The sequence below is a fragment of the Pseudoalteromonas luteoviolacea CPMOR-1 genome (assembly GCF_001625685.1).
GTDB lineage: Bacteria > Pseudomonadota > Gammaproteobacteria > Enterobacterales > Alteromonadaceae > Pseudoalteromonas > Pseudoalteromonas luteoviolacea_K.
In genome coordinates, this window is the sequence record NZ_AUYC01000062.1 from 64923 (window position 1) to 85689 (window position 20767).

At 43.5% G+C, this 20767-nt stretch carries 15 protein-coding genes; 13 read left to right on the forward strand and 2 right to left on the reverse strand.

All coding sequences use genetic code 11. The features are described 5' to 3' along the window. Window positions 1-456 precede the first annotated feature (456 nt). The 8 genes from N473_RS21190 (at window position 457) to N473_RS21225 (ending at window position 9523) form a co-directional block, all read left to right on the forward strand. Window positions 457-1095, forward strand: a complete 639-nt coding sequence (locus N473_RS21190; RefSeq protein WP_063369664.1) for an NAD(P)H-dependent oxidoreductase — start codon at window positions 457-459, stop codon at window positions 1093-1095. 21 nt (window positions 1096-1116) lie between these two features. Further along, the gene (locus N473_RS26800; protein WP_231099617.1) at window positions 1117-1338 is read left to right on the forward strand and encodes a hypothetical protein; all 222 of its coding nucleotides are present in this window, start codon (window positions 1117-1119) and stop codon (window positions 1336-1338) included. Between the two features lie 1012 nt (window positions 1339-2350). After that, window positions 2351-3619 (forward strand): efflux RND transporter periplasmic adaptor subunit, encoded by a 1269-nt coding sequence (locus tag N473_RS21200; protein ID WP_063369665.1) that lies wholly within the window; start codon window positions 2351-2353, stop codon window positions 3617-3619. A gap of 24 nt (window positions 3620-3643) precedes the next feature. After that, window positions 3644-4366, forward strand: coding sequence for an ABC transporter ATP-binding protein (locus N473_RS21205; RefSeq protein WP_063369666.1), 723 nt, complete (start codon window positions 3644-3646; stop codon window positions 4364-4366). A 9-nt stretch (window positions 4367-4375) separates the two neighbouring features. Further along, complete coding sequence (locus N473_RS21210; protein WP_196766449.1) at window positions 4376-5665, forward strand: ABC transporter permease; 1290 nt, start codon at window positions 4376-4378, stop codon at window positions 5663-5665. Window positions 5666-5676: 11 nt separating this feature from the next. Beyond that, the gene (locus tag N473_RS21215; RefSeq protein WP_063369668.1) at window positions 5677-6900 is read left to right on the forward strand and encodes an FtsX-like permease family protein; all 1224 of its coding nucleotides are present in this window, start codon (window positions 5677-5679) and stop codon (window positions 6898-6900) included. 60 nt (window positions 6901-6960) lie between these two features. Continuing rightward, window positions 6961-8226, forward strand: a complete 1266-nt coding sequence (locus tag N473_RS21220) for a sigma-54-dependent transcriptional regulator (RefSeq protein ID WP_063369794.1) — start codon at window positions 6961-6963, stop codon at window positions 8224-8226. Next, a complete protein-coding gene (locus N473_RS21225; RefSeq protein WP_063369669.1) occupies window positions 8219-9523 on the forward strand; it encodes a sensor histidine kinase in 1305 nt (434 codons plus the stop codon). The genes N473_RS21220 and N473_RS21225 overlap by 8 nt, the downstream gene beginning before the upstream one ends. Window positions 9524-9595: 72 nt before the next feature. Here the strand turns inward: N473_RS21225 and N473_RS21230 are convergent, their stop codons facing one another. Further along, a complete protein-coding gene (locus N473_RS21230) occupies window positions 9596-11395 on the reverse strand; it encodes a sensor histidine kinase (protein ID WP_063369670.1) in 1800 nt (599 codons plus the stop codon). Between the two features lie 95 nt (window positions 11396-11490). Here N473_RS21230 and N473_RS21235 point away from each other — a divergent pair, with 95 nt between their 5' ends. Beyond that, the gene (locus tag N473_RS21235) at window positions 11491-11907 is read left to right on the forward strand and encodes a BLUF domain-containing protein (protein ID WP_063369795.1); all 417 of its coding nucleotides are present in this window, start codon (window positions 11491-11493) and stop codon (window positions 11905-11907) included. A gap of 24 nt (window positions 11908-11931) precedes the next feature. Here N473_RS21235 and N473_RS21240 read toward each other — a convergent pair whose 3' ends face one another. Then, window positions 11932-14007, reverse strand: a complete 2076-nt coding sequence (locus tag N473_RS21240; protein ID WP_063369671.1) for a contractile injection system protein, VgrG/Pvc8 family — start codon at window positions 14005-14007, stop codon at window positions 11932-11934. A gap of 492 nt (window positions 14008-14499) precedes the next feature. Between N473_RS21240 and tssJ the strand changes: the two genes are divergently transcribed. From tssJ to tssM, 4 genes are read left to right on the forward strand one after another with little or no spacing between them, the layout of a single operon-like run. After that, complete coding sequence (tssJ, locus tag N473_RS21245) at window positions 14500-14952, forward strand: type VI secretion system lipoprotein TssJ (RefSeq protein WP_155735688.1); 453 nt, start codon at window positions 14500-14502, stop codon at window positions 14950-14952. A 3-nt stretch (window positions 14953-14955) separates the two neighbouring features. Beyond that, the gene (tssK, locus tag N473_RS21250; RefSeq protein ID WP_231099618.1) at window positions 14956-16293 is read left to right on the forward strand and encodes a type VI secretion system baseplate subunit TssK; all 1338 of its coding nucleotides are present in this window, start codon (window positions 14956-14958) and stop codon (window positions 16291-16293) included. Window positions 16294-16308: 15 nt separating this feature from the next. Beyond that, window positions 16309-17031, forward strand: coding sequence for a type IVB secretion system protein IcmH/DotU (gene icmH, locus N473_RS21255; RefSeq protein WP_063369797.1), 723 nt, complete (start codon window positions 16309-16311; stop codon window positions 17029-17031). A gap of 4 nt (window positions 17032-17035) precedes the next feature. Then, window positions 17036-20761 (forward strand): type VI secretion system membrane subunit TssM, encoded by a 3726-nt coding sequence (gene tssM / locus N473_RS21260; protein WP_063369673.1) that lies wholly within the window; start codon window positions 17036-17038, stop codon window positions 20759-20761. Window positions 20762-20767: the final 6 nt, after the last annotated feature.

Below are 20767 nucleotides of genomic sequence, written 5' to 3' on the forward strand. Positions count from 1 at the left end.
TCCAGCAATACGCGCTTCACGAGCAAGCAGATCAAGAAAAATTTTGTATTGAACAGCCATTTACGCTCTATATGGCCTAAATATCGAGCTAAATAATGAATGTGTACCCCTGCTAACTTAATGCTTTTAATGATTATATTTTTTTACTTCTTAAGCAGTTTGTAAAAAATTAATAACAGGAAAAAAAATATGTTTTTTTAAAACAGAATTAATCTAGGTGAAGAAAATTGCCACTTTTTCATAAATAATTTGGGAGCAACCTGATAAATCAGGTCTTTTGGGGTTTGGTAACACGGCTCACTAAATTGACCGATATAGCGCGAAGTATTGTTTTTGGATATTAATTACATCTTTAAACTATTTATGGTTGGTATGTTACCCAATGTCCCCAAATTGAACTATCAACGAAAAGCCGAGTCATAAACAAACTAATTGTATTTGAAACAAGGAGGTGTAATGCGGGTTCATTTAGTGGTCGCACACCCTGAGGTGTTATCGTTTAACTGTGCGCTGCACGAAGTTGCAAAACACACGCTCACTGAATTAGACATTACTTATAGTGAATCAAATTTATATGTGGATCAATTTGAAGCCATAGCGGGGCCTGCGGATGTAGCGGGCTATGAAGGCACGCAAGAATCGTTCAGTTTGGCTAAAGCGCAGCGATATGCAATTGCCAATGATGCATTTACTGAGCAAATTACCACAGAGCAACGAAAGCTCTCCGAATGTAATTTGTTAATTTTGCAGTTTCCACTTTGGTGGTGGTCGTTTCCAGCCATTTTAAAAGGTTGGATTGATCGTGTATTAACTTCAGGGTTTGCTTATGGTCAAAGTGCTAAGCTTGAACCAAAAAAAGTCATGTATTCAATCACAACAGGTGGTGCATCTGATCAAGATGAAATCGATTACTATCAAACTAAGATTGACGGTCTTTACCAAGATATATTTGGCTTTATGGGGTGGGAAATAATACCACCATTTATCGCACATGGTGTTCAGCAACAAGGTTATCAAGCGCGTCAATTGATATTGCGAGATTATAGCGCCTATTTAAAAACGGTGTTAGATAAGCGGAAGCTCGTTGATGATTAAGTGATGTAATAAGGAATTATTATGCACAAATATGTATGCATTATAGTCGCCATTGCCCTACCTAATATCGCCTTTTCTCAAGCTGAGTTGACGCATGATGATATGATAGCCAAGGCACATGCATTTGTTACCGCCAAAAATGCGCGCCAACAGCCTAAGTCAACTGATAAAGACATAGACAAGTTTATTGCGCTACTTGCTGATGATTTTGTCGATGAGCATGTGAAATATAGCTTTACCTAGTCAGATAAAACTAAACTTCGCCAAGACATGCTTGCTAAGTTAAGAGATAAAGTCGTCCATAGTAAAATCGATATCTTGGATATTATGGTCGGCCACAACGTTGTTTTTATCAAAATGCGGGAGTCAGGTAAGGTGAAGCCTGCCCATTTGGATAGCGAAATCGAATATAACAAGACAAATATAGTGTCGCTAGAATTCAATGATAAGGGATTGATAAAACATATACGACGACATCATGGTTGACCGATTAATTTCTTTTATCCTTAATGAAGTGGATACGCTGTACTGTAAAACCATTTAACAATACAGTCGAGGTGGCGTCCATCGGATCTTGTTCTGGTCGTGTTTAGTGATGATCCTAGCTGTCTCCCTTTGCAAAGACGACCATGACATCGATTCTGTGGTTTAAACAGTTGGGCTCACTTCACTGCTTTGTCAATGAATTTGGTTTTAGTAAGTACCTAGTCCATGTCGTCACTTACATACACAGTATCGCTGGGTGTATGACCCAAATTGCTCAAGCTCTCAACCAATGAGGTTCTCTCAAGTATCAACCCTATATAATTGGATGATGCACCATGCACTTACCTGCCATACTCTAGCCATCATTTTATCCTCAAGCTTGATTTTAAAATAATACCGACTGACCTACCAGTGGTGGCGCCTTGTTTTATTCAGAGTCGTTTAAACCAATTCATTTGATGACGTTGAGTTAACAAAATGAGCCTGAATATACAGATCGATTCTGGATCTCTGAGCAGGTTTGGCATGTGAGTAATATCAATAAGAGTACAGTGCATGTTTTAAATCGTTTTCACCTGATATTGAGGTGTGGACAGTGTGTGTCCAGACGCGTGTAACAGTGACACCTTTGGACAGCTTATGTGTCCGTTCGGACACTCAATAAAATTAAATTACAAAAAATTCTTTATAATTCATGTGTTTAATTTTTTATCATTATTGGCATTGTCCTCGCTTATATCTGAGTATCGAAATCAATAGGTATTATAAAATGATTAAAGGAACTCAGTCCCAGGATGAAGTCATCGCGCCAAGCACGCGTTCAAGCAAACTGAAATTTGTTGTTTCGGCGGTATTTATGACGCTGATCACGGTCGTGTCTATCCCTGCAATTAGCCAATGGTACTCAGGTATTAAAACGGTATCTTATGCGCAGCTGGTGACTGCCAAAGTGATTAAAAAAGACCTAGTGAGAGATGTGTCTGTCTCTGGGCGTTTAGTGGCTGCCAATGCACCGCAAGTATACAGCCCGGAACCCGGCCAGGCGACGCTGTTAGTTAAACCTGGGGACAAGGTGGAGCAAGATGCGTTGCTTGCAACGATCCAGAGCCCAGAACTGGATGCCCAGATTGACCAGCAAAGTTCCCTGCTGGCTCAGTTACAGTTGGAGTCCAATAGAGGGTTATTAGCAGACGATGAAGCACAACTTGAGCTAGAGCGCAGTTTAGATGAGGCAACTGTGCGTTTAAATGCAGCTCAGCGTGAGCAGCGTCGCTCTAAAGAGTCTTATGACAAGCAAGTGATCAGTGAATTGGACTTTGCACGCAGTAAAGACACGCTCCTTGAGGCGCAATTGATGCACAAGCATGCGCAAAAGCGCGTCACTATGGCTAAAAAGCGCTTAGATTTTGAGGCACAAACGCGAGCGTTGTCGGTTCAACGTCAAACACAAATTCTCGACGAATTGAAGCGCAGGCAACGAGCTCTGGAAGTCCGTGCACCTGTTGCCGGTGTAGTGGGAAGTTGGTTAGTTCAGCAAAAAGAGCAAGTTGCAGATGCTCAAGCACTGATGACCATCGTGGATTTATCTGAATATGAAGCAGAGTTACAGGTGCCAGAATTCTATGCGGATGATTTAGGCATAGGGCTTAATGTGGAGATTTCCCTTGGCGGGCAATCTTATCAGGGAGCTGTGAGTTCTGTATCTCCAGAGATCCAACAAAACCAAGTTGCAGTGCGTGTAAAGATTGACGCCAATAGTGATTTAAAGTTACGCCAAAATCAGCGCGTGAATGGACGAATCGAATTTGAGAAAAAAGCTCAAGTGCTGCAAGTCAAACGCGGCCCATTTTTATCCAGTTTCGGCGGTAAGCAAGCTTTTATCATTCAAGACCAAATGGCTCAGTTACGCGACATCAAAATTGGTGTGTCTAGTGTCGACTATGTCGAATTGATCAGCGGTGTTCAAGAAGGTGAAGAGATCATCATTTCTGATTACGACGCATTTAATCAAAGCCAAATTTTTAAAATTTCAAAATAAACAACAAGAATTAAGGACCTAATTATGCTTTCAATGAACAATATCAGCAGAGTGTATCGCAGTGAAACGATTCAAACGCATGCGTTACGTGACTTTAACTTACAAGTGGATGCCGGAGAGTTTGTGGCAGTGACAGGCCCATCAGGCTCAGGTAAGTCGACATTTTTGAATGTGGCGGGACTACTGGATGAGTTTAACGAGGGTGAATATGTCTTGGATGGCACTGCTGTCAAAGGGCTGTCAGATGATGATTTATCTCGTCTGAGGAGCGAGAAAATCGGGTTTATTTTTCAAAATTATAACCTGATCCCAGACTACAGTATTTACGATAACGTGGATATGCCACTGCGCTATCGTGGTTTAAGTGCCAAGCAAAGACGCAGTCGTATTGAGCACGCGCTTGAGCTGGTTGGGTTGGCAAGTCGTCATAGTTATTTACCGAGTCAGCTGTCTGGGGGGCAACAGCAGCGTGTAGCCATTGCAAGGGCACTGGCAGGTGAACCTAAGATTTTATTGGCCGATGAACCGACGGGTAACCTTGATTCATTAATGGCTAGGCAAATTATGGACTTGCTGAAAACCATTAACAAAGAAGGTAGCACCATTATTATGGTAACGCACGACCCAGATCAAGCCAGAGAAGTGAACCGCAATATACAAATCATTGATGGTCAAATCACGGATTACAGCATATATGCGCCAGTAGAGCAGGCACACATTGTAAATCAGAACCAGCCAGTAGCTTAGGAGATGAACATGGATATGTTTTACTATTATGTGCAGCTATGCGTGCGTAACTTTAAACGCACACCGCTGTTTTTTTCCTTGATTATATTAACCCTGTCGATCGGGATCGGTACTTTGCTGGCAAATTTATCCATGTTGTCTTTGATGTCGCAAGACCCTATTCCTGGGAAAAGTGATCAAATATTTAATGTCAATATGAATACTTACGCAGGGTCAACGAATAACTTTGGTAGCATGCACACGCTCAGATACAGTGATGCAAAAGCGATACTGGATGCCGATGTCGCAGAAAATGCGACGATGCACTACGCAACACATGTCTATAGTCGCCGCGCGGACTCAGATGATTTGACTCGCTACTCAAGCAATACGCGAGCGACCACCGCTTCATTTTTTGACATGATGGGTGCTGAGTTTGCCCATGGCAACCCGTGGGAAAATGAGCATGGTACAGAGGTTGTGATTGGCCATAAGCTCAACATGACCTTATTTGGTGGCGAGAATAGTGTCGGCAAGCAAATTGAGCTGCAAGGTAAAATTTATAGCATTGTTGGGGTGTTGAAACCTTGGCATATGAGACCGCTCTTTTATCATGCCTCTGAAGGTAAAGCATTTGATGAAACTGATGATTTGTTTGTGCCTATTGAAGTGGCTATAGACAATAACTGGGCCATCTATGCGCGAGCGTTATCGACAGATAGCTACTCAGTACTGAGTGAAACGAGACAGATCAATGCGTATTACATTCAGACCTTTGTTGAGCTGATAGACGAGCAGCAGCGACTTGCTTTTCAAACCTTTATTGATAGCTATGCACAGCAGCAAAAGGACAAAGGTAATCACCGCCATGAAGTGGATAACCGACTTTATGATGTTAATGCTTGGTTGGATGAGAACGAAGTCGTCAATAAAGACCTTTTAGCGTTTACTTTTGCCACGGGTATTTTTCTGTTGGTGTGTATTTTCAATGCCAATAGCTTGATGTTGTCTCGTTATCAAGCTGGGCAATTTGAAGCGAACTTGCGTCGAGCAGTTGGCGCCAGTCGCAAGCAAATATTTTATCAAGGCGTGATAGAGAGTGTGATTTTAGGGATCACCTGTGCCTTGATATCTTTGGTACTCGCTATTAGCTTACTCGCATTATACCGTCAGCTATTTGAGGATTTAGCGCCTGTGGCCGAATTACCGTTACACATGATAGTGATCGGGGTAGGTGTTGCACTGACTTCAAGTCTTCTAAGTACCATTTATCCGTTAGTACAGGGCGCTCGTACGCCACTGGCCAGCATTCTAAAGTAAGGAGTAGCACTATGAACATAAAAGCATTATTTAAATCCATGTTATTGCGCAAATTTGCTACTGGCTTGCTGATTTTTCAATTAGTTTTAACCATTGGGCTCGCCTGCAACAGTTTGTTGTTGAGCATTGAGGCCAACGAGAAGTTAGCCCGTGATGTGGGTTTTGACATGGAAAATGTACTGGTATTTCAGGTCCGTCCAACTTCCGAAGCCTTTTTAGATGCCAACTTCTTTCTATCTGTTGTAGATGAAGATATGGCGGCATTGAATAAACTTGATGTGGTTGAAACAGTGAGTTTTACTAACCAATTACCGCTGATGAAAGGGGGTAACTTTCACTCTATTGAAGATGCGGATCATCCAGAAGATGTACCAGTAGAAAGGCAGTTTAGTGGTGTGCCAATGTATTATGTTGGTGAGCAGTTTTTTGAGTTGCTCGGCGCATCAATGCATCTTGGGCGAGACTTCACTTTTGATGATGACGCAACGCGAGGCTATTTAGACAATTATGAGTTTGAAGCCAATATCATTTTAACTCGTAGTTTAGCTGAGGCGCTTTACCCGGGAGAAAGCGCGGTTGGTAAGCATACCTCCGAAGGGCGAGTGATTGGCGTGGTGTCAGATATTGCAATTAGGCCATCGAGTCTACGTCCACATTATGGCATCTTTACGTTTAGAAATATGGCGCGTGCTCAATCACGCTTAATATATATGGTGAAAGTCACCTCAGGTGATGTGCAAAAGACCAAAACGGCGATCACTGAGACAATTAAGCAAGTACATCCTGAACGAGAGATCCGAGAGATCCTGACCATGGAAGCACATCACAGTGACTATTTTAAAGAGTCTAGCAGTTTGGCAACCTTATTTAGTTTGCTGACCGGAATGATGTTGTTGGTGACCATGATAAGTTGCTTTGCCCACGCACACTTTCACGTGTCTAAGCAAAAGCGTTTAATTGGTATTAGACGCGCACTGGGCGCACGGAAAAAGGATGTATTAGTCTATGTGTTGAGCGAAAATTGGCTGGTCAGTGGTATTGCCGCACTACTTGGGGTCGCGAGTGTGATTGCAGTGAATATGTTATTGGCAGAGGTGATTGTGATGCCAAAACCGGATGTTATCAGTTATTTGTCTTGTGTTATCATCGTGTTTATATCTGGTACTGCGGCAACCTGGTTGCCTGCATGGAAAACAACAAAAATAGCGCCAGTGGTTGCAACCCGCACGTTATAAAAATTAAGGAAAGACATGTAGTGGCCAGTAAAACGGTCACTACATGGTATTTAAATGGTTATGAACACAATTCTTGTTGTCGATGACAACCCTGATATTTTAGATGCGTTAGATTTATTGTTGAGCATTCACAATTATACTGTATTGACGGTCACTAACGTTAAAGATGCCATTTTGACCGTCTCTCGACAAAAAGTGGATTTGGTCATTCAAGATATGAACTTCAGTGAAGGGACCACATCAGGGGATGAAGGAAAGCAGTTATTTGGCACATTAAAAGAGCTAAACCCCACTTTACCCATCATTATCATCACCGCTTGGAGCCAATTAGAAACGGCCATTACGTTAGTCAAATCAGGTGCAGCAGATTATCTCCCCAAGCCTTGGGATGATAAGAAGCTACTAGAAGCAATCGAAGAAAATATATCAGTGCAAACTGCGTCTACCCCTGAGTGTAAATTGATTTATCAAAGTAGAGAAATGAGTGAGCTTATCTTTACCTCGACTAAAGTGGCCGCGGCGGACATCAACGTGTTGATCACCGGCCCTAATGGTTCAGGTAAAGAAAAATTGGCTGACTTTGTCCACCATAAATCGCAGCGTGCGAATGCGCCATTTATTAAAGTGAATATGGGCGCGATCCCGCAAGAGCTTATGGAAGCTGAGTTATTTGGCGCAGAAAAGGGCGCGTTTACTGGCGCAAACCAAGCAAGGGCTGGGCGTTTTGAAGCAGCGGATGGCGGCACATTATTTCTAGATGAAATTGGCAACTTACCACTTGCCGGTCAAATGAAACTATTGCGCGTGCTGCAGACCGGCGAATTTGAGCGATTGGGCTCTAATGTGACGCAAAAGGTAGATGTGCGCGTCATTAGTGCGACTAACGCCAACTTATTGCTCGACATTAAAAGCGGTGCGTTTAGAGAAGATTTATTCTATCGCCTCAATGGGATGGAATTGCAAATTTTACCGCTCAATAAACGCAAAGCAGACATTATACCATTGGCTCAACACTTTATTGGTGTGGCGCATACGCTTACCAAAGAAGCTGAGCACTTTTTAATGCAGCAAACATGGCCAGGTAACGTTCGAGAGCTGGAAAATAGCTGTCGACGTGCGTTGATTTTTGCGGATGGAAATCAAGTAGATGTCAGTGCGTTTCAAGGACATGAGCAGACAACTGCATTGAGCGAAAAAGAGCACATGCAGCAGGTACTCGAGAAGCATAACTGGACGATTGCGCACGCGGCACAAGAGTTAGGCCTCAGTCGTCAAACACTGTATCGTCGTATTGAAAAGTTCAAATTGGAAAAACGCGATGAGTAAAACGCTAATTTTACTTTTCTTGGCTCAAATTATATTTGCTTTGGCGGTAGCAAATTATGGGGGGGCACACCCTTGGATATTTTTGGGTGTTGGTATCTTATTATTTGGTGTCATTGGATACTTGTATTACCGCTATAATCAAACCCAAGCTAATATTCAACGCAGCATTGAACAGGGGTTTTTGAGTCTGATCGATGGTGACTTTTCCGTGAGTATCGCGCCCAAAAATGATCCAACTTATGACCATGTGTTTAATTTATTCAATCAATGTACTGAAAAATTAAGAAAGGAGCGTCAGCACCTCTATCAAAGGGAGATGTTACTCGATAAAGTACTTAACACCTCACCTGTCGTGACTTTTTTGGTCAGTCCAGATCATAAAATTATTTTTGCCAATCGCGCTGCGGAACTCATGTTTAAAGAAGGGGATTCCTTGTTAGGTTACAGTTGGCATGATATCAGTGAAACGCTAGATGATGACTTTGCGCACGCCTTGCAAAATAGCGGAGAGAGCATTTTTACGCTCAAAGATCAAAGCGGCGATGAACAAGCTTGGCACTTGGCCAAATCCAGTGTGCGTATTCATCAAGCAAGCCATACGCTTTACCTGCTAAAAAGCATCACCCATGAGCTTGGGCGTCAAGAAGTGCAAACATGGAAAAAAGTGATCCGAGTACTCAGCCACGAATTGAACAACTCTATTGCACCGATCAGTTCCATGTGCCATTCAGGGCAATTATTGGCACAAAACTTATCTGAGCCAAGATTAGATAGAGTGTTTAGTTCTATTTCCCGTCGCATCGCGCACCTTAATGAGTTCATAAAAGGGTATGGCGAGTTATCAAAGTTAAAAATGCCAAATAAAAAATGTATTAACTGGCCTGTTTTAGTGGAACAGCTAAATGCGCTATATCCATTTGAGCTGACTACAGCGTTACCTAAAACCTCGATTTATGCAGATGAGCATCAGTTAGAGCAGGTGCTTATCAATATTTTGAAAAATGCCCATGAAGCGCAAAGTGAGCAGCTTGATGCACCAGCGGTGCAGGTCAGCTTTGCAGATCATGAGCTGCAAAACTTAACTATCGAAGTGCGAGATTTCGGTGCCGGCATGGCACCTGAGGTGCTTGAGAATGCGTTACTGCCTTTTTACTCCACAAAACATGCAGGGACGGGGCTAGGGTTGGCATTATGTAGAGAAATAATTGATGCGCACCAAGGCAAATTAGCGTTTCGTAATTGTGCCACCAGTGGCGTTGTCGTCAGCGTATCTTTACCTTATACCGTGTCGACATAAGCGCAATAAATTGTTGCCATATAGGATAACCATACCCAATTTAACAACAGGCAAGCGCCAAAATGGCGCTGTTTAGTTTATTGGTAGCGCCAGAGTAAACTGAGTAGGTGGGTGTCCATCAGAGGTCAAGGTTAATTGACCACCCAAACGCTTACTGAGATTATAACTGACAGATAAACCAAGCCCACTGCCTTGCCCAACCGCTTTGGTGGTAAAGAACGGGTCGAACACTTTATCTTGAATATCGGGTGGCACGCCAGGCCCGTTGTCTTTTACCTTAATAAGTAGCATGCCATCGACTTCTTGAGTGGTGACTTTCACATAGGGAGAGTCAGGCTGGTTCAGCTCTATTGCCTGAAACGCATTTTTCAATAAGTTAGTTAAGATTTGCTGGACAAATCCAGCGTTAGAAACGGGTTGGCAGGTGTGTGTTAAGTTGGTCTCGACTACAATATCGCGCTTGTTATGACTCTCTAGCAATGACAAGCTTTGATTCAAAATAGCTGGGATGTCGAGCTGACAGTGATGCTGATTTTGTACCACGGTGAATGACTGCAAATCTTTAATGATGTCACTGACTCGACTTAAGCCCATTTGAGATTGCGCAACGATCTCGCGAATATCATCATAAATAAAGTCGATGTCTGATTGGCCCCGATAATTTGTGATTTGGCTTTTTAGCTTTGCGCCGACATGCTGATTTCCGCCTTCCACAGCACTTAAAAACTGATCATGTAAATTTTGTAGATTGAGGATGCTATCAAGGTAATTGTCCATTGAACCAAAATTACTTAATACCGACGACAAGGGGTTATTTATCTCATGGGCTATCCCTGCGGCAAACTGACCGACGGTGGCCATTTTCTCGCTGTGTGCAAGTTGGTTTTGGGTTTCTTTTAGCTCAAGTAGTGCTTCTTTTAAGCGGTTACACTGTTTTTTAAGACGTCTTTCTGACTCTTTTCGTTCAAGCAAAATAGTGAGTTGTTCCGCCGCTTTACTGACGACATCTATCTGCCGCATTGAGACGGACTCCATGGCGTGTTCATCAATAAAAAAGACCATCATCTCAAGCACTTTATCGTAAACAACGATGGGGAATATTAAGTAGCTGCTGAGCTTTGCACCGAGTAATTGATTGAGTGGTTGAAAGGCGTCGTCGTTTGGCAGTAAATCTATCTGCGGTTTTTTCTCAGTCAACGAACGGGCTAAATATGCAGGCAGCGAGGGTAGGCCGAAGACCCGAGTTAGAGTGTTTTCAAGAGACTCTTTTTGTGGCCACACGTGGCTTAAACTGCCTTCGTTCTGGTTGCTTATTTTTATTCTGCAATGGGTTGTGGCGCAGGCTATATTGGCCAAAGATCGCATAAAGGTCAACATAACCTCGTTGATATCGTTATTATTACGATGTAAGTGCGCCACACTCATCAACAGCTCGCTCTCAGCTTTGTGCTGGGCATTGATCTGTTCTAAACGTTGCCAAGCTTTGAGGTTGCGCTCAATCACGCTTAAGTTAAATTCATTTTTATCGGGTGATAAGCTAATAAAGCTTGAAATATCATACTTTTCAATCCAGCTCAGCGCATCAGGCATGCGTGCTGGTGGGTGTGAAACGATGAAGATCAGATCTTTGTCTTGGCAGCCAATGCGCACGTATTCCAATACTTGCTCGGTCAGCGCCTCAGAATCAGTGTCTTCAACATGAAAAATAATTAATCCGGGCTTTTTTTTCCGGATGAGTTTTTTACATGCTCTGAGATTATCGGTGACTTCGAGTTGATAATTAAGTTGCGTTAAAAGCGCATCAAGGGCGTCAAGGGCGTCAGAATTCGGCCCAACGTGTAACACAGTCTGCTGTTGTCTTTCCATAATCATTGCGGTTCTTGCCTTGTAATTTTGATAACTATAGCCAATGATTACACTTTCTGTGTAATGGCATGTGCAATGAAGAAGACTAGGAGTGTATGGATATGAAGCTAGTGAGATTGGTCTATTACAGTCAGGCATCGCGTAGTATGAGTTTGTCGGATTTACGCAATATTTTAGAAACCGCGCGCTCGAATAACGACGAATTAGAGGTGTGTGGCATGTTGTGCTTTGAAAACCAGTTTTTTTTACAAGCACTGGAGGGAGACAGAGAAACAGTCAATGAGCTCTACTTAGATATTGCAGACGACCCGAGACATGAAGAAGCCACTATTATTAGCTATGACGAAGTGTCTGAACACACATTTGCAAAGTGGCAAATGGGCTATGCGGGGGGGTCTGAGTCTTTTTATGAGTTACTGCGAAAAAACGGCCAAACAGAGTTCGACCCGGAGCAAATGACACAATCTCAAGCCATTTCATTTTTAGTGGATATGGCGGCTTTTCAAACCGAAATATAGGACGGCACGCAGTGCCGCGTCTATCTAAATATCTCGAATACTGACACGATTGTTATCTTCGACATCAGAAATACTGGGCTCTTCAGATTCCGATGGACTTTGTGGCGATTCAAAATCATAGTTTATTGGTCCATCTAGTATGGTTGCGGCCTTTCCTTTTAACGTCAGTAGTTGTGAAGCGATAATATCGATATTGCCGCTGGTGTCTAGGGTAATGGAAGCCCCTTGGCTATAAAGACCAAGCTTACCCATACCCAGCCCGCGTATGGTGATGCCATCGTTACCATGGATCACTTGGCTACCATTGGGCGCTGACAGTACTATCCCACCGACACTTTCCAGATTACAGTCTTGCCCTATGACGCAGTTTATATGTTTCCCTGATTTGATGCTGCTATGAGAATTGGCGCTGGCTTCTATTTTACTACCGGTAAGGTTTTGAGTGCTATTACTGTGTGTTTCAATGGTACTTCTATCTGTGCGCATAGCGACGGCTTTTTTTGATTTGAGCTGCGCCCTTGCGCGTGCTTGCATTTGGATGCGGTTACCACTTTGAATAGTGAAGTCATCAGCACTGATCAGCGTCATTGCGCCTTGTTGAGCGGCTACTTGAATAAAAGGGGCGCTACGATCGTTGTTTAACTCGATATGTTGCTCGCCGTTGAGGGTTTTGAGCAGTACCTTAGGTGTGCGCTCATTGTCATCAAAAAGCAGTTGGTTATCGGTGCGCGTTTGCATGATATTGTGTTCAGCATTTTGACTGGTGACCAAACTTGTTTGCTGCTGGTCGGGGGCAAACCCCATGATAAAGGTATTGTCCGGGTCGTTATTGATGCAACCTATGAGTACTTGGCTGCTTGGCAAGAGTGGAAAATGCCAGCCGGTGGCTTGAGCTTGGCCACTGCAGGCATAGCGTGTGAGTGCCTTAATTGCGTGAGGCACAACCGAGATATTTTCTGCATATTGGGGTTTATAGTGATAGTGCCCGTTGCTATCTAGGGCCACTTGCGTCGGGTCATCGCCTGCTTGCTCGGTGACGACGTGCGCGCGAAAAATCATAGGTTTTGGTAAATTTGGTTGGATGGGTAGCTTAAACGGGTTACTTCGAGGAATGCAGGTAATCTTGCAATGATGGCGGGCGCTATCTGGCTCTTCGCTGCTACCTGCACTGAATATGTGCTTTGCTTCAATGCACAAATAATCTCCACTAATTTGGCCAATGGCATTGCATACGAGAGAGAATGAATAACCAGGTAATGCATCTGGCACATTACCTGTGAGGCGCAGTACATCATTTTTAGTTCGTTCGGAGAGCTCAAAATCTGTGCTTAACTGGACAGTGCTTTGTGCATTTAAATTGGGCTCAAAGTAATTTTTTGTGACACTCGCTCCTGTGCTAGGGGGACTGGTGAATTGGTGAACTTGACTGCCCGCTAAATGCCAAGACACTGCTCGGTTAAATTCAAAAAAGCCAACATATTGTGCTGTGTTATTGTGTTCAATACCATCACTACTGCGCAGCTTTAACTGGCCTCGACTGACATAAGGTGAGCTGAGGTTACTATCACTGATCACCACTTTTTCGTTCAACCCTGTGCACTCAAACCAGTAAAATAACCCATACTGCTGCAGGGTTCGGAGTAAAAAGCTATGGTCTTGTTCCAGGGGTTGAACTCTGATTTTTTCAAAAGGAAGTGGGTGTGATAGGCGCCAATCAATCTGATCAGCTTGATAGCCCGCTTGTGTCAGTAGCTGCTGGATGACAGAACGTACATCGGAGTTTACAAAAATACGACTATGATGGGAGTCTGCCAACCTAGAGAGCTTAGGTTTGAGCGTAAGTTGATACTGATACAGCTCAGGTCGTATATATTCAGCTGAAAAATCACTCAAGGTTGCAGTGAAAAATGTACTCTTACCATCCTTCTGTATTGTTTCAAAAGTAACAGTGTTTCCTAGTACAAAATCATTATCAATTTTGAGTTTAGACTCTATTTTGGCGTTTAATAAAAAAGACTCACTAATACATGAAGTTAATTCGAAGTGTGTAACAAAAGCTTGATGACTCAGTCCATATATCTGCATCCTTGTTTGTGCCATTTTTCTATCCTTAATCGTTGAGGTTTTTCATTTTTGCTTCACTTAAATGTAATTTTTATGTAATTAATATTCGGTTTAAAGCTGTTTTTTTAGCGCTTTAATATGAGTTAACCTCATGCTTTGAGTTTGTTTTTGATCATAAAGTACGTGTTTTTGTTAATCAAATATTTTATTTTTGATTAAATGGTTTGATCTGGAGATTTATTTTATGTATTGTCTGTGTCGATTTTTGGCAAGGGTGCAAATATGGGTAATTTTTTAACCAATTAATTAACATTAATTGGTTCTTTATGGTTGCTTTTTGATTCTGATCAAGCATTGGTGTTGAAGTTTAAGATAGCTAATTGAAGTGGTTTTAAATAAGACGAATGGGTGGTTATTTATTTAAGGTTAGCTTAGTAAATGGCACCTTGGGTTGGCATCAAACACTGTGACTGTCGCCTGCGCCAAATAACAATAAAAATTGAGTTAATCACTACAAGGAATAAAATCATGGCGAGGTTGATGGTCTGTTTTGCGGCGCTGCTAAGTTTGTCTGCATGTATGACGACTCAGGTTAAATTAGATGTTCAGGCGACCGATAACATAAACTTAAATAAGTTTGATGAGCCATTGCCTGTGGTGTTAAAGGTGTATCAGCTCACTGATGTACAAGCCTTTAGAAACGCGACGTTTGAACAATTGTGGAAAGAAGACAGGTCTATTTTAGCCAGCTCTCTGATCACGGTGGAAGAGCGCACCATTAACCCTTCTGAACGCCTAAAAATCAATTTCGAGCGAGCTGATTCCGCAAAATTTGTCGGTTTTGTCGCGCTTTTTCGCGAGCGCACAGATGGCCGCTGGCGCACGTACTACGACCTCAACGATTGGCCCGTGCCATTATCAACGTCTCTCGATATTGAAATCCAAAGTAATGCATTACATGTTCCAGGCGCGGAAGACTAGCACATGATGTTCGATAACCTGTCATTTAAGCCTGTTTGGGCCGAAGGTGTGATGTTAAGTCAGCAGCACTTTCAGCATTTGGATAAACATTTACAAAGTGAAATGGCCGCGCGCAGTCGTTTATCGCAAAAAGTGCCGTATGGATTCTATCGCCTGCAATTTGATGAAAGCGCCATTGCAAAAGGCGTGGTTAAACTATTAGCTGTTAGCGTTATCTTCAAAAGTGGCCGCTTAATCGAGATGTCGTTTACAGACTCAGATGCGCTTACTTATGAGCTCGATGACGGTCAGCAATCTGTTACGCTGAGTTTAGCACTGGCAACCAATCATGCAGTGAGTGACATAAAAGGGTATCCGCAAAATGGCCAACTCAGTGCCTACCAATGTGAATTTGTAGAACTACAAGATGAGCATGACCCTGCACGAGGTAAAGAGGTCATGGTGGCCAAGCCCAAACTGATGTTGATTGAAAGCTCATCTAGCCAAAGTTTTATTGAACAGTTGCAGTGTGCAAAGGTGATAACCAATGAGCAGGGAGAGTTTGCATTTGATACACATTTTGTGCCCTCACTACTTAACGTGCGTGTCCATGCACCAACATTTTCTCGACTAAATAGCGCAGGCAATATTTTGAACGCCAAGTATCAAGCGTTGCAATCAAGTCGTGCACAGATGGGGGTTGTTGAAGATTTTGGCCCCAGTGATTTAAAGCAATTTATGCTGCTACAAGCCATGTCTGCAAACATGCCTTATTTGAACCACTTACTGTTATCCCAGTATACCCACCCAGAAGATATGTATATTGCCATGAGTACATTACTGACTCAATTGGCGCATTTTGAGGCAGATCAACAGATAGATATACCGCCTTATCAGCATGACAATTTGGGACAAATCTTTGGTTATTTTGAATCTCAAATACAACAGCTTATCGGCAGTATTAGTACCAAGCGCTCCGCTAATTTACCACTTGAAAAGCTTTCTGACTCGATGTTTGAAGTCACTGGCTTTGAAGCCGAACAGTTTAGAAATAATGAGTTCTATTTAGCGGCATTCTTTGAACATGAATCAACACAGTGGATAGAGCTGTTTGCCGACCAAGTAAAAGTGGCGGCATCGTCACAAATTGAAATGCTGATCGCATCCGCTCTGGGCGGTGCTGAGCTGACCCACTGCCAAAGACCTCCCAGCAAGGTGTCACTCAAAGGAGGTTATGAATACTTCAAGATCAATGCCTCCAGTGCGGCATGGACGCAAATAAAACAAGAACTGACAATGCGAATTTTTGTGCCATACGGTTTGCAAAGCATACAAATTGAATTGGTAAGCGTGACCAAATAGGAGTCAATGACGGTTATGACAAGGACATCAACAGACACTGAATTATTGGCCTGTATTTCGCCTGTGCTAGACATTGTGCATTCGGTCCGGCAAGGAGGTTGCCAGTCAATAGACATCGAGGCATTGCGTGAGCAAGCGCTGAATGCCTTTGATGAATTTGAGCGCGATTGTTACGCCAATGGGATCACCGCAAGTGACATGCAAGAAGCCAAATTTGCACTTACCGCCTATCTTGATGAGCAAATTATGGCCTCTGAAATGGAGTCAAGAATGGCTTGGATGGCTCGTCCTCTGCAACTTGAGCTGTTTGGTAATTCAAGAGCTGGGGAAGCATTTTTTGAAAAGCTGACTCACATTCGTCAAGCCGGTGCCAGCAAGCGTGCGGTTATCGAAGTGTATTTCGTCTGTATGCAGCTGGGCTTTGAAGGGGTTTATAAAATTAAGGGTGTAGAACAGCTTAAAGCCCTGATGTTAGATGTGCGCGCTCAGTTGGAAGAGTTATCAGGCAAAGTACCGCTGAATTTATCAGACACCTGCATGCCTGCTGAGCATGTTGTGACGCAATTGGGCAGAAGGCTTCCTTACTGGGTGATCTTCAGTATCACCGTGGCGGTGTTGCTGTTGATGTATTTGGGCTTTCACCAATATTTGCAAGGCAAAGCAGACGAGCAGTTTATTGAGCTAGAGCGACAGGTTGCTGTATTAACGCAGTTAGAAAAAACAGGGAATATTAGGTAGTGCTATGGCGGGTTCAGTTAATAAAAGTGGTTTAATTCACCTCTTACTTAATTTCTTTTCTTCACGGGCAACGGCCAAATGGATAGGACTTTTTGCCTTATTGAGCTTGGCTTGGTTTGGCGGCCGCTTTATTGGCTTAGGGGGTGTTGATCAGCGACTTTGGCTGATGGGCGGCATTTTTGTCGTCTTCATGCTGGTACTGTTTATGCGTTGGCTGTGGGCAAAGCGCTCTGGTGATAAGTTGGCGTCAGAACTGGCTAATCACAACGCCAGCTCTGAAGCGGAAGTGGCCGAAATTAAAGAAAAAATGCAAGACGCTTTGGCTGCATTAAAGGCGTCTCATCTCGGCGCTGGATATCGTGGTAATACGGCGTTATATGCGCTGCCTTGGTATATGATCATCGGTCCGTCTGCGACCGGTAAAAGCACCTTGTTTGCTAATTCTGGACTGCATTTCCCCTATTCTAAATCGAATCAAATGCATATTCAGGGCTTTGGCGGTACGCGTAATTGTGATTGGTGGTTTTCAGATCAAGCGATTTTAATTGATACGGCAGGCCGCTATACCACTGAAGAGTGCGACAAAGAGCAGTGGCTATCATTTTTAAAATTACTTAAGAAAAACCGCCCTAAGCTACCCATTAATGGTGTGATGGTCGCCATCAGTATCGCGGATATTTTAACTTCAGATACTGAACAAGTACGAGACCATGTTAAGCAAATTCGCACTCGTATTGACGAACTTATCAACCAACTTGGGATTATTTTCCCGATTTATATTGTGTTTACCAAAACCGATTTGATTAGCGGATTTGAGCCGTTTTTTAACGAGCTATCAGAGCAAGAGCGCTTGCAGCCGTGGGGCGCTTATTTACTGGATAAAAATCAAACGCCAACCAGCGATGAAGCTTGTGACACCTTTAATGCTGAAATGGAGAGTATGTATCAGCGTCTGTGTCAGCAGAGATTAGTCAAGATGACGCGCGAGCGAGATACCCAGCGTAAACAGCTTATTTACGACTTTCCAAATCAGTTCAAAGCGGCTTCTGATAAGGTCAGCGAGTTTGTTGAGATCTTATTCAAAGAAAATCCATTCCAAGAGATCCCTTGGTTTGCGGGCGTCTATTTTACCTCAGGCACGCAAGAAGGGGTGCCCATTGAGCGCAGCTCTAAAACCAAACTGGCGACCTTCCGCTCAGTGTTATTTGAGTATCGTCAGCAAAGTTTAACCAGCGCATTTTTTGTCAATAAAGTCTTCAATGAAGTGATGTTTAAATTGCAAGACCTCACTAAAGGCAACCGTAAAAAGCGCAAGATACAAAAATGGGTCAAAGGCTTGGCAATCTGCACCAGCATCACAGCGATTGGCTTGATGTCGGGGTTGTTGTTTAACTCGTACACCCATAACACGCAATTGCTTAATACCGGTGAGCTATTGAGTAAGCACGTAATTGCCACCAGTGTAGAACATCAATCTGAGGTTGAGCAGTTTAATGCGGTGTTGGCGTTGTTTGAGCACTACCAAACACTCGAGGCGTATGAGCAGAAGTTACCTTGGTACTTTTTATTGGGTGTGTATTCAGCTGACACCACCAAGGCACCGATAAAACATATTTTGCAGCAGCGCGTGCAATCATTAATTGGCGGACCTGCAGCGCAGCAAATTGCAACGGCTTTGGCCAGTTCACACACTCAGTGGCAAGACTTGCAAATGGCTGAAGAACAAGTGATCAAACGTGTCGAACCGCAACTGCGAGACAGCTATTACAACTTGATGAAGTTTCAGCTGATGATGAGTGATGAGTTTGCGCGTTTAGATCATGCGTTTGTAAGCAATGCCATTTTGAGCATGGTAGCACAGCGCTTAGAGTTGGATATCGAGGCGGATGAAACGGCGCAAACCACAGAGAAAATGCGTGCTTTGGTTAATTTTTACATCGCACAATTACGCCAAGACACTGAAGCGCCAGGGCTGGATGTATGGGCTTCACAGGAGCACCTCATTGCACAGGCCAGAGCCAACTTAACCACAGATCCGCAGCCTGATGTGATCTATGGGCAGATCAAGGACAAAGTCTCTGTTTCCAACCCTGAGCTGATGCTCGATCAAATGATGACTCAAAATAATAAAACCTTTTTGAAAAGTGAGTTGACTGTGCCGTATGTCTTTACTCAAAAGGCATGGCAATCAGAGGTATACAGCGAGATAAAGCGTCGCGCAAACATTGCTTTTTCTGGTGATTGGGTGATGGGGACTGAGCAAGCAGGTGCTGAAGGCGCCATTGATGAAGCCAAAGCCAATGAACTGGCCAGCGCTATTCGGGCGTTATATTTTAAAGAGTACGCCACGGCGTGGTTTGATTTCATCAATGCAGTTGAAGTAAGACCATTTAATACCAGCAACGCAGCCAGCCTAACCTTAGGCCAACTGTCTTCTACGCAAGGGCCTTTGGTGGATTTAATGAAGGCCATAGACGCCAACATAAACTTGAGTAATGCACCGTTACAAGAGCCTGAAAAGCTCAGTGGTGTGAGTGAGAAAATCATTGATAAAGTGAAGTCAGATACCTTGCTTGGCAACAGCAAAGGGCTTGAGAGCTTAAGCAGTAAAAAAGTACCTGAATTGGCACAGCGTTTCGCGGATTTAAGACGCTATACCTCAGTCTCTGAAGAGGCACAGATCTCAGACTATCTGCAGCAATATTTGGGTGCATTAAGTGCATTCCATTCGGATATCAAAGACATCGCAGCCAGTAATGATGATGACTTCATGGCGATGGCGTTTTCACGCTCGCTATTAACGGGTGAAGACAAAGAGAACGCATTGCAAAGTGCGTGGGTGGTGGTAGAAAGCCAAGTGAGAGCGCTTGACCCAGATAGCAAGCAAGTACTGGAGCGACTATTAAAAGCGCCGCTATTAGCCAGTGTACAAACCGTGATGAACGAAGCAAGAAGTCAGCTGAACGACCGTTGGTACAACAATGTGTATATCAGCTACAAGGACAACCTCAAAGGTAAATACCCGTTTAACTTAACTGGGCCTGATGCCGCAGTTGAGGACATCTCTGAGCTACTTAATCGCGACTCCGGAATTTTTTGGGAATTTATGGATGCAAACTTGGCACCGTTTTTAAAGCTTAAACGCGGTGTGTGGGTAGAAAAAACTTGGAATGGGATCGGCCTTGGTTTTGACAAGCCCGTGCTGGATAAATTGACTAAGGCGCGCAAAGTAACGCGCTCATTGTTCCCAAGAGAGGGCTCTGAAGTGGGGATCAGTTTCCAAATGATGCCTGTTGCGCAGCGTGGTGTGCGTGAAACCTACATAGGTTATAGCGACCAAAGCTATCGCTATCGCAACGAACCTGAAGAGTGGCGCAGGTTTACTTGGCCCGCAAGAACAGGAGCGGAAAAAGCCACCATCTATGGCATGGATCGCACAGGCAATCGTATCGAGATCCAAAAAGATGGCCCATGGGCGTTATTGAAAATACTCAACGAAGCGCGTGTTAAATGGGTTAAAGGCACAGAGTATATGGCGACGTGGGAGTTACTATTGCCTGAAGAAGAAAGCAGCGAAGCACCTGAACATATTCAGGTACAGGTGGCGCTTAAATCTAGTCGTAATAGCGGTATCTTCAGCAAGTATTTTATGTCGTCTTTTTCCTTGCCAGAAGCCTTGTTCACAGGCCGTGTGCAACTGGCCAGTCAAGCAGCAAAGCAGGTGCAGTAAAGGATG

Bases quoted from the DNA above. Each gene is read 5' to 3' on its own strand.
- icmH (WP_063369797.1), top strand. From the start codon at position 16,309: ATGACAAGGACATCAACAGACACTGAATTATTGGCCTGTATTTCGCCT.
- N473_RS21235 (WP_063369795.1), top strand. From the start codon at position 11,491: ATGAAGCTAGTGAGATTGGTCTATTACAGTCAGGCATCGCGTAGTATG.
- tssJ (WP_155735688.1), top strand. From the start codon at position 14,500: ATGGCGAGGTTGATGGTCTGTTTTGCGGCGCTGCTAAGTTTGTCTGCA.
- tssK (WP_231099618.1), top strand. From the start codon at position 14,956: ATGATGTTCGATAACCTGTCATTTAAGCCTGTTTGGGCCGAAGGTGTG.
- N473_RS21215 (WP_063369668.1), top strand. From the start codon at position 5,677: ATGAACATAAAAGCATTATTTAAATCCATGTTATTGCGCAAATTTGCT.
- N473_RS21210 (WP_196766449.1), top strand. From the start codon at position 4,376: ATGGATATGTTTTACTATTATGTGCAGCTATGCGTGCGTAACTTTAAA.
- N473_RS21190 (WP_063369664.1), top strand. From the start codon at position 457: ATGCGGGTTCATTTAGTGGTCGCACACCCTGAGGTGTTATCGTTTAAC.
- N473_RS21225 (WP_063369669.1), top strand. From the start codon at position 8,219: ATGAGTAAAACGCTAATTTTACTTTTCTTGGCTCAAATTATATTTGCT.
- N473_RS21220 (WP_063369794.1), top strand. From the start codon at position 6,961: ATGAACACAATTCTTGTTGTCGATGACAACCCTGATATTTTAGATGCG.
- tssM (WP_063369673.1), top strand. From the start codon at position 17,036: ATGGCGGGTTCAGTTAATAAAAGTGGTTTAATTCACCTCTTACTTAAT.
- N473_RS26800 (WP_231099617.1), top strand. From the start codon at position 1,117: ATGCACAAATATGTATGCATTATAGTCGCCATTGCCCTACCTAATATC.
- N473_RS21230 (WP_063369670.1), bottom strand. From the start codon at position 11,395: ATGATTATGGAAAGACAACAGCAGACTGTGTTACACGTTGGGCCGAAT.
- N473_RS21240 (WP_063369671.1), bottom strand. From the start codon at position 14,007: ATGGCACAAACAAGGATGCAGATATATGGACTGAGTCATCAAGCTTTT.
- N473_RS21200 (WP_063369665.1), top strand. From the start codon at position 2,351: ATGATTAAAGGAACTCAGTCCCAGGATGAAGTCATCGCGCCAAGCACG.
- N473_RS21205 (WP_063369666.1), top strand. From the start codon at position 3,644: ATGCTTTCAATGAACAATATCAGCAGAGTGTATCGCAGTGAAACGATT.